Origin of the sequence: Streptomyces sp. NPDC087263 (genome assembly GCF_044744645.1) — a bacterium.
GTDB lineage: Bacteria > Actinomycetota > Actinomycetes > Streptomycetales > Streptomycetaceae > Streptomyces.
In genome coordinates this window covers 154,996-176,290 of the sequence record NZ_JBIUYT010000014.1, presented here as the reverse complement: position 1 = coordinate 176,290, position 21,295 = coordinate 154,996, and the positions used below count along the sequence as shown (strand labels likewise).

At 71.3% G+C, this 21,295-nt stretch carries 18 protein-coding genes and 1 pseudogene; 8 read left to right on the top strand and 11 right to left on the bottom strand.

All coding sequences use genetic code 11. The annotated features are described in order from the left end of the window. Window positions 1-50 precede the first annotated feature (50 nt). The 7 genes from ACIPC1_RS36320 to ACIPC1_RS36290 form a co-directional block, all read right to left on the bottom strand. Window positions 51-467, bottom strand: a complete 417-nt coding sequence (locus tag ACIPC1_RS36320) for an NUDIX hydrolase (RefSeq protein WP_402525089.1) — start codon at window positions 465-467, stop codon at window positions 51-53. A 31-nt stretch (window positions 468-498) separates the two neighbouring features. After that, on the bottom strand, window positions 499-1,563 hold the full coding sequence (locus tag ACIPC1_RS36315; protein WP_402525087.1) for a CHAD domain-containing protein: 1,065 nt from the start codon (window positions 1,561-1,563) through the stop codon (window positions 499-501). Then, complete coding sequence (locus tag ACIPC1_RS36310) at window positions 1,544-3,775, bottom strand: RNA degradosome polyphosphate kinase (protein WP_384380926.1); 2,232 nt, start codon at window positions 3,773-3,775, stop codon at window positions 1,544-1,546. Before ACIPC1_RS36310 ends, ACIPC1_RS36315 begins: the two co-directional genes overlap by 20 nt. Before the next feature lie 303 nt (window positions 3,776-4,078). Further along, a complete protein-coding gene (locus tag ACIPC1_RS36305; RefSeq protein ID WP_402525084.1) occupies window positions 4,079-5,086 on the bottom strand; it encodes a hypothetical protein in 1,008 nt (335 codons plus the stop codon). Further along, complete coding sequence (locus tag ACIPC1_RS36300; protein WP_402525082.1) at window positions 5,083-6,081, bottom strand: ABC transporter permease; 999 nt, start codon at window positions 6,079-6,081, stop codon at window positions 5,083-5,085. The genes ACIPC1_RS36305 and ACIPC1_RS36300 overlap by 4 nt, the downstream gene beginning before the upstream one ends. Then, complete coding sequence (locus ACIPC1_RS36295; protein ID WP_402525080.1) at window positions 6,078-6,974, bottom strand: ABC transporter ATP-binding protein; 897 nt, start codon at window positions 6,972-6,974, stop codon at window positions 6,078-6,080. The genes ACIPC1_RS36300 and ACIPC1_RS36295 overlap by 4 nt, the downstream gene beginning before the upstream one ends. Continuing rightward, a complete protein-coding gene (locus ACIPC1_RS36290) occupies window positions 6,971-7,360 on the bottom strand; it encodes a GntR family transcriptional regulator (protein ID WP_402525187.1) in 390 nt (129 codons plus the stop codon). Before ACIPC1_RS36290 ends, ACIPC1_RS36295 begins: the two co-directional genes overlap by 4 nt. 122 nt (window positions 7,361-7,482) lie before the next feature. On the opposite strand from ACIPC1_RS36290, the gene ACIPC1_RS36285 reads away from it, so the two are divergent. From ACIPC1_RS36285 to ACIPC1_RS36265, 5 genes are all read left to right on the top strand, one after another. Further along, entirely contained in the window at window positions 7,483-8,034 is a 552-nt protein-coding gene (locus tag ACIPC1_RS36285) for an RNA polymerase sigma factor (RefSeq protein ID WP_402525077.1), read from the top strand. Continuing rightward, complete coding sequence (locus ACIPC1_RS36280; protein WP_402525074.1) at window positions 8,031-8,900, top strand: zf-HC2 domain-containing protein; 870 nt, start codon at window positions 8,031-8,033, stop codon at window positions 8,898-8,900. The genes ACIPC1_RS36285 and ACIPC1_RS36280 overlap by 4 nt, the downstream gene beginning before the upstream one ends. Before the next feature lie 97 nt (window positions 8,901-8,997). Continuing rightward, window positions 8,998-9,876 (top strand): ABC transporter ATP-binding protein, encoded by an 879-nt coding sequence (locus ACIPC1_RS36275; protein WP_402525184.1) that lies wholly within the window; start codon window positions 8,998-9,000, stop codon window positions 9,874-9,876. Next, window positions 9,873-11,450 carry an ABC transporter permease gene (locus ACIPC1_RS36270; protein ID WP_402525072.1) on the top strand — a complete coding sequence of 526 codons (1,578 nt, stop codon included), beginning with the start codon at window positions 9,873-9,875 and terminating at the stop codon, window positions 11,448-11,450. Before ACIPC1_RS36275 ends, ACIPC1_RS36270 begins: the two co-directional genes overlap by 4 nt. Further along, window positions 11,441-12,208, top strand: a complete 768-nt coding sequence (locus ACIPC1_RS36265) for an ABC transporter (protein ID WP_402525069.1) — start codon at window positions 11,441-11,443, stop codon at window positions 12,206-12,208. The genes ACIPC1_RS36270 and ACIPC1_RS36265 overlap by 10 nt, the downstream gene beginning before the upstream one ends. Window positions 12,209-12,466: 258 nt before the next feature. On the opposite strand, the gene mshD is transcribed toward ACIPC1_RS36265, so the two are convergent. Then, window positions 12,467-13,393, bottom strand: a complete 927-nt coding sequence (gene mshD, locus ACIPC1_RS36260) for a mycothiol synthase (protein WP_402525066.1) — start codon at window positions 13,391-13,393, stop codon at window positions 12,467-12,469. Window positions 13,394-13,695: 302 nt separating this feature from the next. Between mshD and ACIPC1_RS36255 the strand changes: the two genes are divergently transcribed. Continuing rightward, a complete protein-coding gene (locus ACIPC1_RS36255; RefSeq protein WP_402525063.1) occupies window positions 13,696-15,498 on the top strand; it encodes a bifunctional metallophosphatase/5'-nucleotidase in 1,803 nt (600 codons plus the stop codon). A gap of 498 nt (window positions 15,499-15,996) precedes the next feature. Continuing rightward, entirely contained in the window at window positions 15,997-18,003 is a 2,007-nt protein-coding gene (locus ACIPC1_RS36250; RefSeq protein ID WP_402525061.1) for an ABC transporter ATP-binding protein, read from the top strand. Here the strand turns inward: ACIPC1_RS36250 and ACIPC1_RS36245 are convergent. Further along, window positions 17,985-18,683, bottom strand: a pseudogene (locus tag ACIPC1_RS36245) (response regulator transcription factor); the annotation flags it as partial. The gene ACIPC1_RS36250 and the pseudogene ACIPC1_RS36245 overlap by 19 nt on opposite strands. Before the next feature lie 155 nt (window positions 18,684-18,838). Here ACIPC1_RS36245 and ACIPC1_RS36240 point away from each other — a divergent pair. After that, entirely contained in the window at window positions 18,839-18,988 is a 150-nt protein-coding gene (locus tag ACIPC1_RS36240) for a hypothetical protein (RefSeq protein ID WP_402525058.1), read from the top strand. Window positions 18,989-18,997: 9 nt separating this feature from the next. On the opposite strand, the gene ACIPC1_RS36235 is transcribed toward ACIPC1_RS36240, so the two are convergent. Together ACIPC1_RS36235 and ACIPC1_RS36230 are read right to left on the bottom strand one after the other, a co-directional pair. Next, on the bottom strand, window positions 18,998-20,467 hold the full coding sequence (locus tag ACIPC1_RS36235) for a sensor histidine kinase (protein ID WP_402525055.1): 1,470 nt from the start codon (window positions 20,465-20,467) through the stop codon (window positions 18,998-19,000). Beyond that, on the bottom strand, window positions 20,464-21,195 hold the full coding sequence (locus tag ACIPC1_RS36230; RefSeq protein ID WP_384380890.1) for a response regulator transcription factor: 732 nt from the start codon (window positions 21,193-21,195) through the stop codon (window positions 20,464-20,466). The genes ACIPC1_RS36235 and ACIPC1_RS36230 overlap by 4 nt, the downstream gene beginning before the upstream one ends. Between the last annotated feature and the right edge of the window lie 100 nt (window positions 21,196-21,295).

The following is a 21,295-nucleotide window of genomic DNA, read 5'->3' as shown; positions in this document are numbered from 1 at the left end:
GTTGCGACGCCGGACGGGAATCAGCCGGATCTGTGGGGGCGTTTTCGGCGTCAGGCAAGGTGCAGCGCGCTCAGCAGCGCGTCCAGCAGGTCGCGGTCGCGGGGCTGGGTGAGGCGGGTGCGGGCCGCGTCCGGGGCAAGCCAGGCGATGCGGTCGACCTCGCTGTTGGGGGTGAAGCCGCCGTCCGTCGCCTCGGCGGCCCAGTAGCTGACCTGCTTGGGGTGTCCGTCCACGGAGTAGCGGGTGGAGGGGAGGCGGGCGCCGGGCACGCAGCGGAACCCGGTCTCCTCCTCGACCTCGCGCAGGGCGGCCGCGAGGGGTTCCTCGGCGTGCTTGAGCTTGCCCTTGGGATGCGACCAGTCGTCGTACTTCGGCCGGTGGACCAGGCAGATCTCCAGCTCGCCGGCGTCAGGAGAAGGGCGCCACAGGACGCAGCCGGCCGCCCGGACGGTGTCGTCGTCGGTCATCGGACCTCCAGTCCCTTCATGAGGGTTCCCCCTACGGGGTGGGTACCGCTTCCTTCTGCCAGCTCTGCTGGAACGCGAACCGCGCCGCCTCCACCTCGTGCCGCTGGTCGGCATGGAGCACGCCGAGCGCGTACGCCGTCGCCGGGGCGATGCGCGGGGTGCGGGCCGCGGACGCCGCGGCCGAGGCGGCCTCCGCCGCGTCCCGGTGCCGGTTCAGGGCCTGGCCGGCGCCGAGCAGGCGTACGTCGACGGGGCACTCCTCGCCGTACAGGACCTCGCGTGCGTAGCGGTGCAGGCGCAGCAGCAGGCGGACCTGGTGCCAGGGGGCGTCCTGCGGCTGGGGCGCGGTGTCGGCGGAGAGGCCGTGCACGAGAGCTTCCGCGTTGTACGGGTGGCCCGCGGTGAGCAGCGGCAGCGGCCCGACGGCGTCGAGCAGCCGGCTCTCCGCGGCGGCGGCGGAGGGGCGCAGGTCGGCGGTGGCGGCCGCCGGGGTCAGGGGGACCTCGCTGGCGAGGACGGCGACGCTGTCCGCGACGGCGTGGAAGCGGGAGGAGCCCAGCGCCTGGAGGGCGGCCGAGTGGGCGCGGGTGCGGGCCAGGGTCAGCTGGCGGTCGAGCAGGGCGCCCGCCTTCGCCGCGCCGATGGTCAGACTGCCCTTGGACGTGGTGCTCGGCTCCGGTCCGGCCTGCGTGGGGAAGCCCGTGCCGGACAGCCGGTTCAGTGCGCCGATCAGCCGCTCCAGGCGCGCCGAGTAGGCGTGCTCGCGGGCCAACGTGCCCGACAGCCAGGCCAGTTCGGGGCGCATGCGCTCCGACCAGTCCGGGTCGAGCAGCGGCCGGAAGGTGTGCAGCGAGCCGCTGATCCGGCGGGCCGAGCGGCGCAGGGCGCGTGCCGCGTCGACGGACCCGGCCGAGCCGTTCTCCGCCAGGCTCGAACTCGCTCGTGTGGGGGCACCCCCGCCGCCGGTCTCCCGGTGCTGGCGCAGCGAACGGAGGAACTCCGTCGCCTGGGCCCGCAGATAGCCCGCGAGGGCGTCCCCCGATACGGGCACGGCGCGGGTCGTGGGGTCGGTGGGGTCAAGGTGTTGCTGTGCCACGCCGGCGCCTCCGGGCGTCTATGAGCATCTCCTGGACGTTCCGCAGGGGCTGGCCCTCGGCATCGGTCGCGTGCCGGGTCCATTCGCCGTCCGGGCCCAGGTGCCAGGAAGCGGTGGTGTCGGACATTCCGGTCTCGAACAGCCGGTTGAGGGCTGCCCGGTGGGCCGGGTCGGTGATCCTCACCAGGGCCTCGATGCGGCGGTCGAGATTGCGGTGCATCATGTCGGCGCTGCCGAGCCAGATCTCGGGTTCGCCGCCGTTGCCGAAGGCGAAGACCCGGGAGTGTTCCAGGAAGCGGCCGAGGATCGAGCGCACCCGTATGTTTTCGGACAGGCCCGTGACGCCGGGGCGGACCGCACAGATGCCGCGTACCCAGATGTCGACGGGTACCCCGGCCTGGGAGGCGCGGTACAGCGCGTCGATGATCGCCTCGTCCACCATCGAGTTGACCTTGATACGGACGAACGCGGGGCGTCCGGCCTCGTGGTGCTGGACTTCCTTGTTGATCCGCGCGATCAGGCCGTCGCGCAGGGACTTGGGCGCGACGAGCAGCCGGCGGTAGGTCTCGCGGCGCGAGTAGCCGGAGAGCCGGTTGAAGAGGTCGGAGAGGTCCGCGCCGACCTGCGGATCGGCGGTGAGTAGCCCCAGGTCCTCGTACAGGCGGGCGGTCTTGGGGTGGTAGTTGCCCGTGCCCACGTGGCAGTAGCGGCGCAGGGAGTCGCCTTCCTGGCGGACCACCAGCGACAGCTTGCAGTGGGTCTTCAGGCCGACGAGCCCGTACACGACATGGCAGCCGGCCTCTTCGAGCTTCCTGGCCCACTTGATGTTGGCCTGCTCGTCGAAGCGGGCCTTGATCTCGACCAGGACGAGGACCTGCTTGCCGGACTCGGCGGCGTCTATCAGCGCGTCGACGATCGGCGAGTCGCCCGAGGTCCGGTACAGGGTCTGCTTGATGGCCAGCACGTCCGGGTCGCTCGCCGCCTGCTCCAGGAAGGCCTGGACCGAGGTGGAGAAGGAGTCGTACGGGTGGTGCAGCAGGACGTCCCGTTCCCGGAGCGCCGCGAAGATGTCCGCCGCGGACGCCGACTCGACCTCGGCGAGGTCGCGGTGGGTGCCGGCGATGAACTTCGGGTACTTCAACTCGGGCCGGTCAAGGCCACCGATGCCGAAGAGGCCGGTGAGGTCGAGGGGACCCGGCAGCGGGTACACCTCGGCCTCGGAGATCTTCAACTCCCGCACCAGCAGGTCCAGTACGTACCGGTCGATGGACTCCTCGACCTCCAGGCGCACCGGCGGTCCGAAGCGGCGCCGCATGAGCTCCTTCTCCAGGGCCTGGAGCAGGTTCTCGGCGTCGTCCTCCTCGACCTCCAGGTCCTCGTTCCGGGTGAGGCGGAAGGTGTGGTGCTCCAACACCTCCATGCCCGGGAAGAGTTCCTCCAGGTGGGCCGCGATGACGTCCTCGATGGGGACGAAGCGGTTCGGGGCGGCCTCCAGGAAGCGGGAGAGCAGCGGCGGGACCTTGACGCGCGCGAAGTGGCGGTGGCCGCTGACCGGGTTCCGTACGACGACGGCCAGGTTCAGGGACAGGCCCGAGATGTACGGGAAGGGGTGCGCGGGGTCGACCGCGAGAGGGGTGAGGACCGGGAAGATCTGATGCCGGAACAGGGTGAACAGGCGGGCCTGTTCCTTCTCCGTCAGCTCGCTCCAGCGGACCAGGTGGACGCCCTCCTCCGCGAGCGCGGGAGCCACGTCCTCCTGGTAGCAGGCGGCGTGCCGGGCCATCAGCTCGCGCGAGCGGGCCCAGATCATCTCCAGGACCTCGCGGGGCTGGAGACCCGAGGCGGACTTGGTGGCCACACCGGTGGCGATACGGCGCTTCAGGCCGGCCACCCGGACCATGAAGAACTCGTCCAGGTTGCTGGCGAAGATCGCCAGGAAGTTGGCGCGCTCCAGGAGGGGCGTGTTCGGGTCCTCGGCGAGCTCCAGAACCCGCTCGTTGAACGCGAGCCAGCTGCGCTCACGGTCCAGGAACCGGCCCTGCGGCAACTGGACGCCGTCCTCCACCAGGTCCTCGTACTCGTCGAGGTCGGCGTCGAGGTCGGGCTCCAGGTCGGAGACGTTCGCCGCCACGGTGTGCGGGCGGTGCGCGGCTATCGAGCCGACGGACGGCTGTGCGTGCTGGACCGGGGCCTGAGCGCTGGGCTGGTTCATGGACCCATTCTTCCGCGCCGGGGGCACTACCGGCGCGTCGGAGAGGGCGGGCGGCAGCGCGGCGAGGCGGATGTTCCCGTTCCGCAGTGCGGGCGCGGGCTCTTTCACCGTCGACGGCAGGGGCTCGCTCTCCTCGGAAGGCGGCGGCTCTGGCACGGCGGGGTTCATTGGTCGAGGGTCGCAAGGTCGTCTGAATCAATGGTTACGGCGACATGACGTGCGGGATATGGAGGGGCGTCTCCCGGAAGTCCGCGGGGCCGGGAGACACACCCATTCGGGGCTTGTCGGCCCGTACGCCGCTTGTCAGGCGGTACGTCGCTTCAGGACCCGGAAGGTCAGGAAGACGGCGAGAACGGTGAGGGTGAGGAGGAGTGCGGTTTCCGTGAGCTGGAGGGGCCAGAAGTGGGAGGAGGGGTGGTAGGTGACCCAGATGTCGGAGATGCCGTGCTCGCTCATGCACTTCTTGAGGTCGGGGCCCATCGGGTATTCGACGCAGGCCAGGTTGTTGCCGATCCGCTCGCCGGAGGTGAGGACCACGCCGTGCTCCAGCTGCTGTGGGCTGTTCGACAGGTTGGAGGCGGCCGTTCCGGTGGCGGTCACCGCGGGCCACAGGCTCACCCGGTAGAGGTCGCCGAGGGTCTGTACGGCCACGGTGACGACGACTGCCAGGCCCAGCGCGGGCAGCGTACGGCGGACCAGCATGCCTGCCAGGGCGCCCACGGCGAGGGCGCACAGGGCGGCGGCGACGGCGACCGTGCCGTTGGAGCGGTAGGCGTCCGCCTCGTACCAGTCCTGGTAGTGGATGTCCCGGCCGTCGGTCCACATCAGGCGGTGCAGCAGCACCAGCACGGTCGTGCCGGCGGTGATCAGCGCGGCCGGGACCGCGAGCTGCGCCGTCAGCCAGCGCGCGGGTGAGACGGACTGCGTCCAGGCGAGGGCGGCCGTGCCGCTCTCCAGCTCGCGGGCGACGAGGGTGGCGCCCGCCCAGGCGGCAACGAGGTAGGGCAGGTAGGCGATGGAGTAGGCGGCGAGCTGGACGACCGCTTCGTAGAAGAGCGTCGCGTTGCCGGTCGTGTCCCCGCAGAGCGTGTCCGTGCCGCACGAGGGCGCCAGCAGATACGGCTCTTTGCGCGCGGCGTCCGCACCGGGGCCGTACGCCCACAACAGGCCGCCCGCGGTCACCGTGACCAGTGCCACCCAGATCCACAGCGCGGCGCCGTGCAGCCGCAGCGCGGTCCAGACCGTGCCGCGCGGGGTGAGCGGGGAGGAGCGCCGGGAGAGGGGACGCGTGGCGGTGGTGGCCGCGGTCATGCGTGCTCCTTGATGGTGACGGCGGTGACGGTGGCGGCGCCCGTGTGGCGCTTCAGCAGGCGGAACGCGACCAGGGCCGCGAGTGCGGTCAGGGCGAGGACGAGGGCGGTCGCCACGAGCTGGAGGGGCCAGTAGTGGGAGAAGGGGTGGGAGTCGGTGTAGTAACTGACGGCGCCGAGGTGCTCGTACAGGTCGCGGCACGCGCTGAACTGGCTGCTGCCGCAGTACGGGTTGGCGATATGGGCGCCGGTGGAGGTGAGGAGTCCCTCGTCGACGGTGAGGCCCAGGCTCTTGGGGCCCTCGCCCGTGAGGTCGGTGACGGTCGTCACCGACGGCCACAGGTGGGGCAGCGCCAGGGAGACGACGGCGCGGACGCCCCCCACCCCCACCAGGGCCAGGACGAGCGCGGCCAGGGAACGGCGCAGCGCCAGCCCGGCGAGGGCGCCCGCGACCAGGCCGAACAGGGCGAAGGCGACCGTGGTCGGGCCGTTGGCGTGGAAGGTGAGGTCGTCGGTCCAGGGCTTGGCGGTGTCGATCTTTCCGTCGCCCTTGGACCACACCAGGTTGTGCAGCAGCACCAGCACGCTGGTGCCGGCGGTGACGAGCGCGGCCGGGAGAGCGAGCTTGGCGGTCAGCCAGCGGGCCGGGGAGATCGACTGGGTCCAGGCGAGCTGCGCGGTGCCGCTCTCCATCTCCCGGCCGGTCAGCGAGGCACCGGCCCAGGCGGCGACGAGGAACGGGACGAGGTTCACCGCGATGCTCATGTACAGCGCGAGCGACTTGTAGGTGAGGATCGCGTCCTGGTCGTAGGTGCAGGCGGACATGCCACAGCCGTTCCACACCAGCCACGCCGAGGCCGCCGCGTCCGTGAGCGGGCCGTAGAGCCACAGCAGCAGGGCTCCGGCGACGACGAGCACGCCGGCCCACACGTACAGGGCGGGGCGGTGCAGCCGCAGCATCACCCGGGTCGTGGCGAAGGGGGTGAGGGCGCTCATGCGACGGGCTCCTGGGTGGCGGTGGGGGTGGCGTCGAGGGTGAGCGTGGGCGCTTCGGGGCTGCGCAGATGCGCGAGGACCAGCTCCTCCAGGGACGGCCGGGTGCTCTGCCAGCCGTCGGCGAGGGGGCCGTTCGGTCGGACGAGCGCGGTGAGCTGGCGTCCGGTGGTGCGGGACTCGACGACGGTGTGCGGGGCGAGGTCACCGACCGGACCGGTGAGCAGGGTGTGCGCGGCCAGCAGGTCGTCCAGGTCGCCCGCGAGGCGGACCCGGCCGCCGCCTATCAGGAGCAGGTGGTCGCAGGAGCCCTCCAGGTCGGAGACGACGTGCGAGGACATCACGACCGTGGTGCCGTGCTCGGCGGCCTCGGCCATCAGCGTGCCCATCAGCTCGTGCCGGGCGAGCGGGTCCAGGTCGGCCATCGGCTCGTCCAGGAGCAGCAGTTCGGGCCGCTTGCCGAGGGCGAGGGCGAGCGCCACGCGGGTGCGCTGGCCGCCGGAGAGCGCGCGGATCCTGCTCTTCGGGTCGAGGTCGCCCTTCGCCACGATCCGCTCGGCGACCGAGGCGTCCCAGCGCGCCGGGTTGAGCTCGTGTCCCACGCGGAGCGTGTCGGCGACGGTGAGCTGCGGGTACAGCGGCTTGGCCTGCGCGACGTACGCGATGCGTTCGCGGGCGGCGGCCGGGTGCGTGCCGAGCACGGTCAGGGAGCCCTCGGTGGGGGCGAGCAGTCCGGCCGCGTGGGCCAGCAGCGTCGACTTGCCCGCGCCGTTCGGTCCGACGACCGCGCAGACGCGTCCGGCGGGGAGCCGGAACGTGCACTCGCGCAGTGCCCAGCCGCCGCGTCGCCCGAACCGCTTGCCGAGTCCGGCCGCCTCCAAGGCGGTGTCCGTCATTCCTGGTCTCCCTTGGTGAACTGTTCATCGAGTACGGCGGTGAAGAGTGCTGCCACGTCGTCGCGCTGGAGCCCGGCCTCGCGGGCGCGAACTGCCCACGCGTCCAGTTCGGCGCTCAGGGGTGAGTCGGCCGGGGCGCTGCCCAGCGAACGCGTGACGAAGGTGCCGAGGCCGCGTCGGGCCTCTACCAGGCCCTCGCGCTCCAGCTCGCGATAGGCCTTGAGGACGGTGTTCGGGTTGATCGCGGTGGCTTCCACGACCTCGCGGGCCGTGGGGAGTTTGTCCCCCGGCACGAGCAGGCCAAGGCGCAGCGCCTGCTTGGTCTGCTGGACGATCTGGACGTACGTGGCGACACCGCTGCGCCGGTCGATGCGGTACTCCACCACTACGGCAACCACCCTTTCACTAGTTGAGTAGTGAAAGGGTGGTGCATGAGGGTGTACGAAGTCAAGTGCGAGATCTTTCGGCGGGCGTGAACCGATCGAGGGGGCTCGTCCGATGAGGGGGCGTGAGGGAAACGAGAAGCGACGGGGAGCTGCTGCGGGCCATCGCGGCGGACGGTGACCGGCGCGCCTTCGAGGAGTTGTACCGGCGGTACGCGCCGTGGCTGACCGCGCGGTTGCGCGGCCGGTGCGCCGACGCCGGGGTCGTCGACGACGTCGTACAGGAGACGTTCCTCGCGGTGTGGCGCGGCACCGCCCGCTACCGCGAGGAGGGTTCCCCCGCAGATGCGGCCGGCTGGCTGTGGCGCATCGGCTCGCGGCGGCTCATCGACACCCTGCGCGGTGACGGTGCGCGCGGGCGGCTGCGGCAGGCGCTGGCCCGCCTCCGGCACCGGGACGAGGTCTCCGCCGAGGAACGTGTCCTGGCCGGTGTCGAGCACGGCGACCTCGCGGGCGCCCTGACCCGGCTCTCGCCCGAACTGCGCGCGGTGCTCCAGGCCACGGTGATCGACGGGCTCACCACCCGGGAAGCGGCCGTCCTGCTCGGCATCCCGCCGGGCACGGTCAAGACGCGGGCACTGCGTGCGCGCAAGCAGTTGCGGGAGGCACTGGCATGAGCCGTAGCGACATCACCTGGCATGTGCCGGAGGAGGACCTCCGGGCCTACACACAGGGCGAGTTGACCCCTCCCCGGCTCTGGTCCGCCGACACGCATCTCGCCTCGTGCGCGCGGTGCCGCGAGGCGCTGGCGGCCGTCGGCGATCCGGTTGCGCTGGACGCGGGCTGGGAGCGGCTCGACGCCGAACTGGACGCGCCGCGCCCGGGGTTGGTCGAGTCCCTGCTCGTGCGGTTCGGCGTCGCCGACCACACGGCACGGCTCCTTGCGGCCACGCCCGTACTGCGCCGCTCCTGGCTCCTTGCGGTCACCGCCGTGCTCCTGATGACCGTGGCGGCCAGCTACTCGGTGGAGGCCGGGGCCACCCCCAAGCTGTTCCTGGCCCTCGCCCCGCTGCTCCCGCTCGCCGGGGTCGCCCTGTCGTACGGGCCCACGCTGGACCCGACGTACGAGATGGCCATCGTCTCCCCGACGCACGGATTCCGGCTGCTCCTCATCCGTACGGTCGCCGTGCTCACCGTCGGCCTCGGTCTGAACGGGCTCGCCACCCTCGCCCTGCCCACCTACGGGCTGCGCGCGCTGGCCTGGCTGCTGCCCGCGCTCGCCCTCACCGGCACGGGGCTCGCCCTGACACCCCGCCTCGGTCCCGTCCTCGCGCCCTCGCTGGTCGGCGGCGCGTGGGTCGCGCTGCTGCTCGTGGCCCAGGCGACGAGCGCCGAGCACGCCACGCTCGCGCCGTTCACGGCGGCGGGGCAGGGGGTCGCCGGGGCGGTCGCCGCACTCGCGGTCGCGCTGCTCTATCTCGTACGGGACCGGTTCGACTCGGCGCCCGCGCAGGTGCCCTTCTCCGGAGGGGGCCCCGTATGACCGGCTCCTTCACGGACTTCACCGGCGGGGGCGCGACGTGACCGCCCCCTCCGCACATCACTTCTCCGACCGCCTCTCCGACAGGAGCGCCGTACGTATGACGCCCACCGTCTCCGCCTCCGGGCTGACCCTCCGCTACGGCGGAACCTTCGCCCTCGACGACGTCTCGCTGCGCCTGGGCGAGGGGGTCACCGGGCTCCTCGGGCCCAACGGGGCCGGAAAGACCACCCTGTTGAGGGTGCTCGCCACCGCCGTGCCCGCCGACCGGGGTGCCTTCACGGTGCTCGGGCACGACCCGGGTACCGCGGCCGGGCGCCTGGACCTGCGGCGCGAGCTGGGTTACCTGCCGCAGACCCCCGGGTTCCACGCGGACTTCTCGTCCTTCGAGTTCGTCGACTACGTGGCGATCCTGAAGGAGATGACCGACCGCACCGCCCGGCACCGGGAGGTGCGCCGCGTGCTCGACGCCGTCGACCTGTCCGACGTACGGAGCAAGCGCATCAAGAAGCTGTCCGGCGGGATGCGGCAGCGGGTCGCACTGGCCGCCGCGCTCGTCGGCGACCCCGGTTTCCTCGTCCTCGACGAGCCGACCGTCGGACTCGACCCCGAACAGCGCATGCGCTTCCGGGAGTTGATCGCCCAGGCGGGAGAGGGGCGGACGGTTCTGCTGTCCACCCACCAGACCGAGGACGTCGCGATGCTCTGCCACCGCGTGATCGTCATGGCCCGCGGACGCGTCCGCTTCGAGGGCACCCCGGCCGAACTGACCGCGCGTGCGGCGGGCCGGGTGTGGAGCAGCACGGTACGCGACCCGGCCGCGCGAGCCGGCTGGCGTACCGGCACCGGCTCCTTCCGCAACGTCGGCGACCCTCCCAAGGACGCCGAACTCCTCGAACCGACCCTGGAAGACGGCTACTTGCTGACCTTGGACGGCGACACGGGCGATCGCGACGAGACCGCGGAGGTGGCCGCATGAGCAGCACGACCGGACTGGTCAAGGAGGCGGCGCCCACGGGGGTGGAGCCGGCCCCGCGGACCGTGCAGCACAGGGCGGCGGCCGTCATCGCCCTCGCCCGCTTCGAGGCACACCAACTCTTCCTGCACATACCGGTGTTCGCCTTCCTGATGCTCTATCTCGGCTTCACCGGCTGGGAGTTGTTCAACGGCCGAGAGGGCATGGACGAGTTCCCGGTCCTCCAGGACGTCGACCGGTCCACCCAGTCCGCCCCGCAGCTCCTCGGCCTCGCGCTGCTCATCGTCGTCAACCGGACCGTCCTGCGCTCCCACCGGCGCGGCACCGACCGGCACTTCGACGTCCTGGTGATGGAACCGTGGCGGCGTACGGTGGCACACGCGCTGTCCGTCGTGCCGTACGCGGTGATCACCGCGGGGGTCGTGGCCTTCCAGATCGTCTGGGCCGGGCACAAGCCGGGCGCCGTCGGTCACCCCTCGCCCGCCGAACTGGCCGTGGGGCCACTGGCGGTGCTCCTGTCCGGCGTCCTCGGCGTGCTGCTCGCGCGCCTGTTCCGGTCCTCGTTCGCCGCCCCGCTCTTCGTCGTCGGCGTGGCCATCCTTCCCGCCCTGCTGTCCTCCGGCACGGAGAGCCCGCGCTGGCAGCAGTGGCTGTCGCCGGTCGTCACCGAGACGGGCGCCGATCCGTTCCCCTCCGAGCTCATCGGCCGCCCGGCCGCCTGGCACGCGCTGTATCTGGTGGGGCTCGTCGGGGTGTTGGCCTGCGCCGCGGTCCTGGTCAGCGGCGGTCGCAGCCGGATCGTGCAGGCGGCCACCGGCGTCGCTCTCGCCGCCACGGTCGCGGGTGTCGTCGGGCAGTCCCCAGGTGACTCGGCCGCCCTGATCGCGGCCCGCACGAAGGCGTCCGTCAGCCCGGAGAAGCTCCAGACGTGCCACGAGTACGGCCGGTCGACGTACTGCACCTTCCCCGAGTGGGATGCCCGCGCCCCCCTCGACTGGTCCCCGGTCGTCGACCGCGTCCAGTCCCTGGCGGGCGGCGCCGCCGGGGGCGAGCGGCTGACCGTACGGCAGCGGATCGACGCCACTTACGGCCTGACCAGCGACTCCGCGCTCGAATCGTCCACCACACCGGGCACGGTGACCGTCGGCACCCGCTGGGGCGGCAACCGGGTCCCCGAGTTCGCCGTCGGAGTCGCCTCCGTCCTGGTCGCGGGCAGCGAGGCGGCCGCCGGCGAATGGTGCCCCGGGGACGCCCGCGCGGTCACCGTCATGTGGCTGGCGCTGGGCGGCGAGTCCGACCCGATGACCGCGTTCCGCAACGTCCGGCTCGACGACAGCATCGAGGGCTCCGCGGTCGTCCTCTCGCCCACGAGCGGCATCTCCATGTCCGCCGAACAGACCCGGATCGTAAGGGAGTTGCTCCAGAAGCCCCGCTACAGCGTCGTCCCGAAGGTGAAGTCGCACTGGACGGAGCTCACGTCCCCGGAGACGTCCACGGCCAAGGTGGCCGAACTGCTGGGCGTGCCGGCCGCGTCCAAGGGATCGGCCGACGCGACGGAGAACGAGTCGTGCGAGTAGCCGCTCACGGCGAGGGCGCGCGGTCCAGGGCGGCCGGCACCCGCGAACCGTCCAAGGCGCCCGACGCCGGTGGACCGCCCACGAGGCGTACGTACGCCGTGATCCGCGCCCTTCTCCACCCCGTGTGGCGCTCCCTGCCCCGCCGGGCCCTCGCAGGCGGTGCCGTCCTGGGGCTGCTGCTCGCCGGGGCCCCGTGGCTGCTGTCGGTCTCCCGCGACAACTGGCCGGGCCTCGACGTCCTGCGGGCCGCCGCGCTTGCCTTCGGTCTGGGCCTGGCCTTCCTGCTCGATGACCCCGCCCGGCACACCACCGCGGCGGTACCGACCCGGCGCCCGGTGCGGACCGGCCTCCGGGTGGCGTTCGCCGTCCCGTTCGCCGCGCTCTGGTGGACGGCCGCGCTGCTCCTCGTACCGGAGGATGCCCGGCCGCCGCTCGGTGCGGTGACCCTGGAGGCCGCCGCCGTCGCCGCACTTGCCCTGGCCGGCGCGGCCGTGGTGGTGCGGTGCACGGAAGCGGCCGAGCCCGGGATCGCGGTGTCGGGCGTGCTGCTGGGCGCCGGGCTGTCCGCCGCTCTGCTGGTCCCGGACCGGTGGGCGCTCGTCGTGCCGGTGGACGATCCGCGCTGGGACGGCGCCCATGACCGGTGGGCGGTGATCCTGGTCGTGGCGGTGGTGGTGGGGGCCGCGTGCTGGGCGGAGCCGCTGCGGAGGCGGACGGCGATGCCCGTCCGCCGTGCGGCACTGGCGCGCCGGCGCTGACATTCACGGCGCTCGCCGGCACGAGGGTTTTTCGCCCCCTCCGCCCCTTTCCGTCCCTTGTTCCTGGGGCTCGGCCCCAGACCCCGCTCCTCAAACGCCGGAGGGGCTGGAATTCTTCAGCCCGTCCGGCGTTTGAGGACGAGGCCGTCCAGGCCGAAAGCGGGGGCCTGGGGGCGGCAGCCCCCAGAAACGGGACGGGAAGGGGCGGAGGGGGCGAAAAAGGCCCCGCCCTTGCCCCGGCCCGGGGTCCGTCGGTGGTCAGGACTCGCTGCGGTACATCAGGTCCGTCTCATGCGTGTGGAAGCCGAGCCGCTCGTAGACCGTGACCGCCGCCTTGTTGTCGGCGTCGACGTACAGCATCGCGGTGGGCAGACCCTGCCCGGCGAGGTGGCGGAGCCCGATCGTCGTGAGCGCCCTGCCCAGGCCGCCGCCCTGGGCGCCGGGGCGCACACCGACGACGTACACCTCGCCGATCCGCTCTTCCGCGTGCACCTTCGTCCAGTGGAAGCCGATCAGCTCGCCGTCGCGGAAGGCGAGGAAGAAGCCGGACGGGTCGAACCACGGCTCGGCCATCCGGTCGTCCAGGTCGCGCTGGGTGAGAGAGCCCTGCTCGGGGTGGTGGGCGAAGGCCTCCGCGTTCACCGCGAGCCAGCCTGCGTCGTCCCGGCCCGGCACGAAGGCGCGGACGTGTACGCCGTCCGGGAGCTTCGGCTCGGGCAGCTCCAGGCCGGTCAACGGGCGCCGCATCTGGCGCAGTTCACGGAAGAGGGTGAGCCCGAGGACCTGGGCGAGATGCCGGGCGGCGGAGTGCCCGCCGTGCGCCCACACCCGCAGCCGCTTCCCGGACTCGGCGAGCAGGGCGGCGCCCAGCGCCCGGCCGTGCCCGCGCCCGCGGTGCGCCGGGTGGACGACCAGTTCGGCGGCCGGGGCCTCCACCGGGTCGGTGTCCTCCAGCTGCGCATACCCGACCAGTTCGTCCCCGAGGGTCAACAGCAGATGCCGTACGCCCGGACGGGCCCCGCCCTTCAGCTGTAGACGCCCCTGCTCGGACACCGCCTGCTGACCGTCGGTCCCGGCGGCCTCCGCGAGCAGCCTGAGCACGTCCTCGGCCTGGGCCGGGGAGAGCGCCGAGTAGGTCTCGATGGCGCGGGAGAGGCCGGACTGTGCGGTGTCGTCGCTGGTCATGGATATGAGGGTACGGCGAGCCGCCCGGATGGATCGAGAGGCAGCGGCAAATGGATCGAGCGGCAACAGCCCAAGGACCGAGCGGCAGCAAACCAAAGGACCGAGGGGCAGCAAACCAAAGGACCGAGGGGTAACAGCCCAAGGATCGAGAGGCAAAGGCAACCTGTCTGTAACCACGAAACCCCTGTTGCGCTACGCGCGTTGATTCTAAAGTGCGTGCAAAACCACAGCCGTCGCACAGCGCTCGTGGCCCTCGAGGCTCGCAGGCGCTCTCGGCTCCCACACTTCCCTGGGGGGAACCCATGCCGCCGACTCCCCGGCACAGACGTACGTATCGCATACTCGCGGGCGCCGCGGCCCTGGCCACCGTCGGTGCCCTGGCCGCCGCACTGCCCGCGAGCGCCGGCCCGGCCCTGGAGAAGTCCGCCGCCCACAAGCCCGGCAGCGGCCGCTACCAGGACGTACAACTGCTCTCCTTCAACGACCTGCACGGCAACCTGGAGCCGCCGTCGGGCTCTTCCGGCCGGGTGACCGAGGTGCAGGAGGACGGCACCACGAAGACCATCGACGCGGGCGGCGTCGAGTACCTCGCCACCCACCTGCGCGAGGCCCGCGAGGGCAACAAGTACTCGATCACGGCCGCCGCCGGTGACATGGTCGGCGCCTCCCCGCTGATCTCGGGACTCTTTCACGACGAGCCGACCATCGACGCGCTGAACGGCCTCGACCTGGACGTCACCTCCGTCGGCAACCACGAGTTCGACGAGGGCGCCCAGGAACTGGCCCGCCTCCAGAACGGCGGCTGCCACCCGACGGACGGCTGTTACGACGACGGCGAGGAGTTCGACGGCGCCAACTTCCCCTACCTGGCGGCGAATGTCACCAAGGAGAAGACCGGCAAGCCGCTCCTCAAGCCCTACTGGGTGTGGAAGCAGAACGGTGTCAAGGTCGGCTTCATCGGTGTCACGCTCGAAGGCACCCCGAACATCGTCTCCGCCGAGGGCGTCAAGGGCCTGAAGTTCGGCGACGAGGTCGCCACGATCAACAAGTACGCCAAGGAGCTCCAGAAGCAGGGCGTGCAGTCGATCGTCGCGCTGATCCACGAGGGCGGCGCGCCCGCCTCGACGTCGTACAACTACGACTGTGACAGCCCCGGCGCCGGTGACGGCATCTCCGGGCCGATCGTCGACATCGCCAAGAACGTCACCCCGGCCGTCGACGCGCTGGTCACCGGCCACACCCACCAGGCGTACGCCTGCACGATCAACGACCCCGCGGGCAAGCCCCGCATGGTCACCTCGGCCGCGTCCTTCGGCCGTCTCTACACGGACACCACGCTGACGTACGACCGCTGGACCGGCGACATCGCCCGTACGGCGGTGAAGTCCGCGAACCACGTGGTCACCCGTGACGTGCCGAAGGCCACCGACATGACCGCCCTGATCGACCGGTGGAAGGCGCTCTCCGCCCCGATCGCCTCCCGCCCCATCGGCTACATCGCGGGCGAGATCCCCAGCACCGGCACCGAGTCCCCGCTCGGCGACCTGATCGCCGACGCACAGCTCGCGCACGCCAAGTCCCTCGACCCGGGAGCCGACATCGCGGTGATGAACCCGGGCGGCATCCGCGCCGGGCTCACCTACACGGCGAGCGGCAGTGAGGGCGACGGGGTGGTGACCTTCGGCGAGGCGTACACGGTCCAGCCGTTCGCCAACACCGTCAACCTGGTCGATCTCACCGGTGCCCAGGTGATCACGGCCCTCCAGCAGCAGGTCAGCGGTCTGAACGAGGCCGCGCCGAAGATCCTTCAGATTTCGGCGGGCCTGACCTACACGCTGGACCTGACGAAGTCGGGCGCCGCGCGCGTGGTGGTGGACTCCGTCAAGCTGAACGGCGCGGCCATCGACCCGGCCGCCACCTACCGCGTCGCGATGAACTCCTTCCTCGCGGGCGGCGGCGACGGCTTCGCCGAGCTCGGCAAGGGCGCGAACGTCCTCGTCGGCAGTGACGACCTCACCGCGTTCGAGGCGTATCTGACGGCCAACTCGTCGGCCACGGCGCCGTATCCGGTGCCGGCGGCGAACCGGATCACGATCGTGAAGTAGCAACAGCGAATAAAGCGGTGGGGCCGGTACGCCTGTGCGTACCGGCCCCACCGCTTTATCCTGACGGGCGCCCCGATAAATTCCAGGTGAGGCCTGTAATAAACTCTGTGTGAGTTGTTGGTTGGTTCCAAAACCGAGCTAAGAATTGTTTTCAGATGCAATTCACGGAGGTCTAAGGCGAATTGGTGATTTGCGGGTTTTCTGTCCCGTAGTGTTCTTCTTGTCGAAAGCGAACGAGGCTTCCGGCAGAAGGAATTCACCACACGACATCGCAGCGGAAGAGGAGAACACCATGAGCTTCCACAAGATCACCCCGGTCAAGAAGTCCAGCAAGACTGCCCCCAAGCCCGAGTCGAAGAAGAAGACGGCGAAGAAGGCTCCGAAGCGTCCGGTGGGTCACCAGGACCGCTAGCAGCCGCAACGAGGCGGGGTCACCGGAATGAGTCCGGTGGCCCCGCCTCGGCCATGTTCCGGAAAGGAAAGGGGAGTTGAGTCGACATGCGGGAAGTCCGGGAGGCATTCGCGCGGTTCTGGCCGCTGACGCGCGGCGACCGTAAATGGCTGGCGCTGATCATTTGCTGCGTGATCGTGGCCGCGCTGGCCGAGACGGCCTCGATCCTGATCTTCGCGGATCTCACTGACCACGCGCTGAAATTCGGCAGGCTCGCCAAGTTCTGGGGACCGGCCGCCACCTGGCTCGGCGTCGCCGTTCTCGGCGCGGTCGTCGGCTACCTCGGCAACTCGCTCGCCGTGTGGACCGCCGAGAGGTTCGTGCTGCGACTGCGCGCGAACGTCTTCCGGCACGTCCAGGACATGCCCCCCGACTTCTTCCAGAAGCACCGCCAGGGCGACCTGGTCGAACGCCTCACCGGCGACGTCGAGGCCATCGAGCAGATGGTGGTGTCCGGCGTCGTCGGCACCGTCTCCGCCGCCTTCTCGGCCGTCTTCTACGCCGCCGCCGCGCTCTGGCTCCGCTGGGACCTCGCCCTCGTCACCTTCCTCCTCGCCCCGCTCTTCCTCGTCGCGGCCCGCCGCTTCGCCGGCCGCATCAAGACGTCCTCCCAGGAGGAGCGCGCCGCCGACGGCGCGATCACCTCCGTCGTCGAGGAGTCCCTCGGCAATGTCGTGCTGACCCAGGCGTACAACCGCCGCGGCGCCGAGGAGAAGCGGCTCGACCGCGAGGCACGCGCCTGGATGCGGGCGTCCGTGCGCGGGGCGCGGGCCAGTGAGATGTACGAGCAGTTCGTCGAGGTCGTCGAGACGCTGTGCGTGCTCGCGGTGATCGGCATGGGCGTCTGGGAGATCGCCCAACGGCGCATGACGCTCGGCCAGTTGCTCGCCTTCGCCGCGTTCCTCGGCTATCTGTATCCGCCGATCCGCAGCCTCGGCCAGCTCGGCCTGACGCTCACCGCCGCGACGGCGGGCGCCGACCGGCTGGCGGAGATCCTGGACACCGAGCCGGCCGTCACCGACCCCGCCGAGCCGGTCAGGGCCTGGCCCGTACGCGGCTGGGTCAGCCTGCACAACATCTCCTTCCGCTACCCGGGCGCCGCCCGCGACTCCCTGCACGACGTGACCCTCACCGCCGCACCCGGCGAACTCGTCATCGTCACCGGCCCCAGCGGCGCCGGAAAGTCGACCCTCTCCAAACTCCTCACGCGCTTCTACGACCCCTCCGCGGGCGTGATCTGCCTGGACGGGGTCCCACTGACCGCCGTACCCCTGGAGTTCCTGCGCGAGAACGTCGCGCTGCTGCCCCAGGAGACCCTCATCCTGAACGGCACGATCCGCGAGAACATCGGGTGCGGACGGCCGGGAGCTTCCCCGGCCGACATCGAGCGGGCCGCGGCCGACGCCTTCGCGCACGAGTTCATCAGCGCGCTTCCCGACGGGTACGACACGGAGATCGCACCCGGCACCGCCACCCTCTCCGGCGGCCAGCTCCAGCGCGTCGCCATCGCCCGTGCCATGCTGCGCGGCGCCCCGGTCCTCGTCCTCGACGAGCCCACCACCGGACTCGACTCGGTCGCCGCGCGCCGGGTGGTGCAGCCACTGCGACGCCTGATGGCGGGCCGTACGACCATCATGATCACGCACGACCTGAGCCTCGCCCCCGACGCGGACCGCATTCTCGTCGTGGACGGCGGGCGGCTGGTGGAGGCGGGCACCCACCAGGAGCTGATGGAGCGGGGCGGGGCGTACGCGCGACTGGCCACGCCGGATCTCGGGCAGTCGGCGGTGCAGTCGGCGGTGGAGTCGGGTGCCCCGGTGGCGGGATTGGTGGCCTCGGGTGCCTCGGCGCCGGCGCTGGGGGCGTCGGTGACGGTGCCGGGTGATTCGACCCTGGTGCTGGGCCGCTCGGCGCTGGGGCTCGGCGGCTATCTGATCCCGAGCGTGCCGCGGGTTCCGCGCCCCCCGCGGGTTCCGAGCGTGTCGGGCCTCTCCGCAGCACCCCGGATGCCTGCCGCGCCGGGCGACGACACCTCAGGGGCTCGCAGCGTGTAGCCCAGCCCCCGCACGGTGTGGAGGAGCCGGGGTCCGCCCCCGCTCTCCATCTTCCGGCGCAGATACATCACGTACACGTCCAGCCTGTTGGACGTCGGCTCGAAGTCGAAGTCCCAGACCGCCTTGAGGATCTTGGCGCGGCTGAGGACCTTGCCCGGGTGCCGGAGCAGGTACTCCAGCAGGCCGAACTCCGTCTTGGTGAGGTCGAGCGCGTGGCCGCCGCGGGTCACCGTGCGGGCCCGCAGGTTCATGGCGAGGTCCGCGAAGGCGAGTCGCTCGCCGGGGCGCGGCGCGGCCGGCTTCCGCTGGGGGCTGCGGCGCAGCAACGCCCTTACACGCGCGAGGAGTTCCTCGGCCGCGAAGGGCTTGGTGAGGTAGTCGTCGGCGCCGTTGTCGAGGGCGACGATGCGGTCGCCGACGGCGCTCCGCCCGGTGATCATCAGGATCGGCACCGTGGACCCGGATGCCCTGATCCGCCGTGTCGCGGCCAGCCCGTCGAGACCCGGCATGGTGACGTCCATCAGCACCAGGTCGGGCAGGCCGTCCTCCGCGGCGACCAGTTCGAGCGCCTCCCTGCCGTCCCCGGCGAGGACGGTCTCGTACCCCTCGAACCTGAGCAGTCTGCCGAGCCCCTCTCGTACGTCCGCGTCGTCATCGGCCAGCAGGATCTTCCGTGCCATCCGCCCAACGTGTAGCGGAGGCCTGTGGGAGAGCTTGGAGGGGGGTGTGGGGAGGCTGGGGGTCACCTTCCGCACAACGGTCGGGCGGCCACCGGTGTCCGGTCACCGAGGCACGCCGTGACCGTCCGGCCCCTGTACCGCGCGGTCCCGACGACATGGAGACCGCGCTCACCGCCTACGAACAAGCCATGTTCGCCCGCAGCGCCGAGGCCGTCACTTTCGAAGGCGCGGAGGTCCACGGGATCGACTCCGAGAACAACACAGCCCGGGCCCTGCTCAAGATGATCACCGAGCAGGGGCCATGAGTCACTCGGTCACGACAGCTCGGGCGGCGGCGTGGGCGCCCCCGGCAGTCGTACCGTCGCCACCGTGCCGCCGCCCGCCGCGGGCGTCAGCGAGACCTCGCCGCCCGACTGCTGCACCGTACGCGCGACGATCGACAGGCCCAGGCCCGAGCCCGGCAGCGCTCGTGCGCTCGGGGAGCGCCAGAAACGGTCGAAGACGTGCGGGAGTTCCTCGGAGGGGATACCCGGGCCGTGGTCCCGGACGGTCAGTTGGCCGTCCAGGAGGGTGACGTCGATCGTGCCGCCCTCGGGGCTGAACTTCACCGCGTTGTCGAGGATGTTCACGATCGCCCGCTCCAGGCCCGACGGTTCCGCCCGTACGTACCAGGGCTGGACGTCCGCCCTGATCGTCAGCTCAGGTCCACGCAGCCGCGCCCTGCGCAGTGCCGCGTCCACCGTCTCCTGTAGCGCGACCACCTGCACGCGGTCCGCCGACGTCCCCGCGTCCGAACGCGACAGCGTCTGCAAGTCGCCGATCAGCGCGGCCAGTTCGGTCATCTGGGCGGTGACCGAGGAGAGCAGTGCCTTGCGGTCCGCCGGGGGGATGGCCCGGCCCGTCTCCTCACTGCGGGCGAGGAGTTCGATGTTCGTGCGCAACGACGTCAGGGGGGTGCGGAGTTCGTGACCGGCGTCCGCGATGAGCTGTTGCTGTAGCTCTCGGGAGGAGGCCAGCGAGGAGGTCATCGAGTTGAAGGAACGGGAGAGACGCGCGATCTCGTCCGCGCTGTCTTCCTCGACCGGGATACGGATCGAGAGGTCTTCCGTGCGGGCGACGTGTTCCACCGTCTCGGTGAGTTTGTCGACGGGCCGCAAACCCGCACGGGCGACCGCGAGGCCGGCGGCACCGGCGCCGAGGACCCCCACACCACTGACCAGGAGGAGTACGAGGGCCAGTTCGTTGAGGGTGGCCTGGGTGCTCTTGAGGGGGACGGCGATGAGGAGTGCGGCGCCGGGGTACAGCTGCGCCTGCCGGGCGCCGGGCCCCTCGATGATGGTCAAGGGGACAGTCAGGACGCGTACGGCATTACCGTCGGTGTCGGTGCCGTTGCGAATGATGCCGTTGCCGCTGGTGGTCGCGTTCTTGATGACATCCGTATCGCGGCCGGTTACCTTGACCGTGCCTTCGGAGGTCGCCGACACGCAGGGCGTTCCGTCGTCCTGGACCAGTTGCAGGTAGTAGGTCTCCTTGACGTCGAATGTGTTGGTGTTCTGCGGCGGAGTCTGGGTGCAGTTCTGAAGCGCACCCTGGACCTGGCTGATCAGCTGGGGCTGAGCTGTCGCTCGCAGGTCTTCGTCCACCTGGTCATACAGCTTCCCCTGCACGATGAACCAACAGGTGACCGAAACCGCCGCCACCCCGAACGCCACCGCCGCAGCGACCAGCATCGCCAGCCGGGACCGGATCGGCAGGGACCGGAACCGGCGTACCACCGATTTCACTCCGCGCCGCCCGAACGCAGGACGTAACCCACACCCCGCACCGTGTGCACGAGGCGCGGCTCGCCGCCCGCCTCGGTCTTGCGGCGGAGGTACATGACGTACACGTCGAGGGAGTTGGAGGACGGCTCGAAGTCGAAGCCCCAGACGGACTTGAGGATCTGCTCGCGGGTGAGGACCTGGCGCGGGTGGGCGAGGAACATCTCCAGGAGAGTGAACTCCGTGCGGGTCAGTTCCACGGCACGCCCCGCGCGGGTGACCTCGCGGGTCGCGAGGTCCATACGCAGGTCGCCGAAGGTGAGGGCGTCGTCGTCGGGAACCCCGACCGCGGCGGCAGCGTACGAGCTGCGCCGCAGCAACGCCCGGACGCGGGCGAAGAGTTCGTCGAGCTCGAACGGCTTGACGAGGTAGTCGTCGGCACCGGCGTCGAGCCCGGTGACGCGGTCGCCGACGGTGTCGCGCGCGGTCAGCATGAGGATGGGGGTGGTGGTGCCCGCTCCGCGCATCCGGCGGGCGGCCGTCAGACCGTCCATCCTCGGCATCTGGATGTCGAGGACGACCAGGTCGGGTTGGTAGGCGGTCGCCTTCTCCAGCGCGTCCGCCCCGTCGACCGCGACCTGGGTGTCGTAGCCCTCGAAGGCGAGGCTGCGCTGGAGTGCTTCGCGCACAGCCGGCTCGTCGTCGACGATCAGGATGCGCTGGGGTTCACGGTCGCCTTCGGCGGGGCTCATGGGCTCGGGTTCCTCAGGTGCGGTGGGACGGGGCCGGTCGCTTTCAGCCTCGCACGTTTCCGGGCTGTGTCGTAGGGCCGAAAAGGATCAGCCCTGCTTA

Coding starts and splice junctions, on each gene's coding strand:
- ACIPC1_RS36320 (WP_402525089.1), bottom strand. CDS start 467: ATGACCGACGACGACACCGTCCGGGCGGCCGGCTGCGTCCTGTGGCGC.
- ACIPC1_RS36310 (WP_384380926.1), bottom strand. CDS start 3,775: ATGAACCAGCCCAGCGCTCAGGCCCCGGTCCAGCACGCACAGCCGTCC.
- ACIPC1_RS36305 (WP_402525084.1), bottom strand. CDS start 5,086: ATGACCGCGGCCACCACCGCCACGCGTCCCCTCTCCCGGCGCTCCTCC.
- ACIPC1_RS36300 (WP_402525082.1), bottom strand. CDS start 6,081: ATGAGCGCCCTCACCCCCTTCGCCACGACCCGGGTGATGCTGCGGCTG.
- ACIPC1_RS36295 (WP_402525080.1), bottom strand. CDS start 6,974: ATGACGGACACCGCCTTGGAGGCGGCCGGACTCGGCAAGCGGTTCGGG.
- ACIPC1_RS36280 (WP_402525074.1), top strand. CDS start 8,031: ATGAGCCGTAGCGACATCACCTGGCATGTGCCGGAGGAGGACCTCCGG.
- ACIPC1_RS36275 (WP_402525184.1), top strand. CDS start 8,998: ATGACGCCCACCGTCTCCGCCTCCGGGCTGACCCTCCGCTACGGCGGA.
- ACIPC1_RS36270 (WP_402525072.1), top strand. CDS start 9,873: ATGAGCAGCACGACCGGACTGGTCAAGGAGGCGGCGCCCACGGGGGTG.
- mshD (WP_402525066.1), bottom strand. CDS start 13,393: ATGACCAGCGACGACACCGCACAGTCCGGCCTCTCCCGCGCCATCGAG.
- ACIPC1_RS36255 (WP_402525063.1), top strand. CDS start 13,696: ATGCCGCCGACTCCCCGGCACAGACGTACGTATCGCATACTCGCGGGC.
- ACIPC1_RS36250 (WP_402525061.1), top strand. CDS start 15,997: ATGCGGGAAGTCCGGGAGGCATTCGCGCGGTTCTGGCCGCTGACGCGC.
- ACIPC1_RS36240 (WP_402525058.1), top strand. CDS start 18,839: ATGGAGACCGCGCTCACCGCCTACGAACAAGCCATGTTCGCCCGCAGC.
- ACIPC1_RS36230 (WP_384380890.1), bottom strand. CDS start 21,195: ATGAGCCCCGCCGAAGGCGACCGTGAACCCCAGCGCATCCTGATCGTC.